We start from the raw sequence: 2,057 nt of genomic DNA, 5'->3' as shown, positions 1-2,057 counted from the left end.
GACCGGCTCCACGCGTGCCATGTCTCTCGATCCTTCCGTCGTGCTTTCCCGGCCGGCGGTGACGCCCTCGTGGAGCTGCCGCCCGTGCTCGCACAGGCGCCCCGGCCCGCGAGCCGGCTCAGGCGGACCGCCATCAGGCGGGTTGCGGGTCTAGAGCAGAATTGGATGTTGAATGGCCATTTTCGACGCCTCCGCGCAGCCGGGCTCTACGAGATCGACTGCTCTCTACGACTGCCTACCTCCTGCCCGGGCGCTCGTGCCGGCTTGGGGTCTTGTGATCGCGAGCCCATACGCCGGGAGCGGCGGCTGAATGGGATCGCGGATTCCGCGTCACCGGCGCCTGGCCATGCCCGCCGTAGTCGATCGAGAAGGCGGCTAGTCCGCTTCGATGACTGTCTCAGAATTCGAGGTTGGGCTCTGATCTCCGGCCAGGGGCCGAGGTTCGACCTGGTTCAGGTACCATTCTATGAAATTGGTCGTCTCCGCGTGGGAGGTGGACATGCCGACCGACTCCTCCGCAGCGATCAGCCGAAAGGCGCCCGATATGAGGAACGCGACCACCTCGGGCGGGACGACCTGTGGAACGCCCCCATAGTTACTCGAAGATTCGGATAGCGCATCGAGCACAATGGCGCGGATCCGTTCGCCGGACTCGGCCATCTCTGCCCGGATCGTCTTGTGGTGGTTGGCGAGCGCCATGAGCTCCGCCGTCAGGGACGACCCGGTCCTGTCATTGACATATGTCCAGAGAGCCCGCAGGGGCTGACCTGCCTGGAGCAACCCTGTCAGCCATTCTAGGCTTTGCTCGCTGCGGCGCCGGACGACCGCGAGGAAAAGATCATCAAATGTCGGGAAATAGTATTGGACCAGCCCGGGCGTGACCCCGGCTCTGGCCGCCAGGGCCCGGTAGGTCACCGCCGCGTAGCCCTCGCGGAGCATGAGCTGCTCGGCGCGGTCCAGAAGCATGGCGCGGGTCTTGGAGGTCGCCGCACCGACCCGACGTGGTGATGCCATCCGCCGCCCTTCGCGATCGTGCCGCGCGGAAACGGCCGCGGGCCGACGACGGGCCGTGCCCTGGTCCTGCTCTGCCCGGACCGTCCGCATGCTGTGAGGCCAGGCTATACGTACCAGGCCGGATCCGTACGAGGAGCGAACCATGCGATCGGTGTCAGCTACATGTAGGTCCCGCCGTTGACGCCGATCTGCTGGCCGGTGATGTAGCTGCCGTCATCCGAGCACAGGAACGCGCAGGCTGCGGCGATGTCCTGCGGGGTACCGGCGCGGCGTAGCGGCATGGCCGCGCCGACGACATCGAGCCCTGGCAGGGTGCCGGCGGCCTCCGCGGCGCGGGCCATGGGCGTGTCGACCAGTCCCGGGGGGATGGTGTTGACGGTGATGCCGCGCGGCGCGAATTCCTTTGCCAGGGCTTTGGTCAAGCCGATCAGTCCGCTTTTGGACGCGACGTAGTCGGCCTGGTTCGCGGAGCCGGCCTGGCCGGCGACCGAGGAGATCGTCACGATCCGGCCCCAGCTGGCTTCGACCATGTCGGGGATGACGTTCTGCGCGCAGTTGAACGTCCCCGTGAGGTTGACGGCCAGCAGCAGGTTCCATTTCTCCAGCGAGATCTCGGTGAAGGGACACAGGGAGGTGACACCGGCGCTGGTGACCAGGATCTCGATGGGGCCGAAGGCGTCACGGACGGCCTGCATGGCGGTGTCGACCTCGTCGCGGTCGCTGACGTCGACCGCCAGGCCGAGTGCGTTGAGCCCTTGCCCTTGAAGGCTTTTCGCGGTTTGCCGTGCGGTCTCGCCCTGGAGGTCGAGCACGGCCACCTTGTCTCCGCGGGCGGCCAGTCGTTGGCTGACCGCTAGGCCGATTCCCGAGGCGCCGCCGGTCACGACGGCCACTCTGCTCACCGTGAGTTCCTTCCGTCACGACCCGACGATTTCTGTTTCGATGTCTCCATGGGTAACAAGACCGCTCAGTCCACCGGGGTGAAGTCGATTTGCAGCCCGCGTAGGCCGCGTAGGATGAATGATGGTTCGTACTCGTACGTG

At 66.4% G+C, this 2,057-nt stretch carries 2 protein-coding genes; both read right to left on the bottom strand.

Annotated elements, in window-relative coordinates:
* Window positions 1-375: 375 nt before the first annotated feature.
* The gene (locus I6A81_RS40965) at window positions 376-966 is read right to left on the bottom strand and encodes a TetR/AcrR family transcriptional regulator (RefSeq protein ID WP_407661472.1); all 591 of its coding nucleotides are present in this window, start codon (window positions 964-966) and stop codon (window positions 376-378) included.
* Window positions 967-1,172: 206 nt separating this feature from the next.
* Window positions 1,173-1,916 carry an SDR family NAD(P)-dependent oxidoreductase gene (locus I6A81_RS40960; RefSeq protein ID WP_203008372.1) on the bottom strand — a complete coding sequence of 248 codons (744 nt, stop codon included), beginning with the start codon at window positions 1,914-1,916 and terminating at the stop codon, window positions 1,173-1,175.
* Window positions 1,917-2,057 lie beyond the last annotated feature (141 nt).

It is taken from the genome of Frankia nepalensis, assembly GCF_016786325.1.
GTDB classification, from domain to species: Bacteria; Actinomycetota; Actinomycetes; order Frankiales; family Frankiaceae; genus Pseudofrankia; species Pseudofrankia nepalensis.
This window is presented reverse-complemented; position numbering and strand designations above follow the sequence as displayed.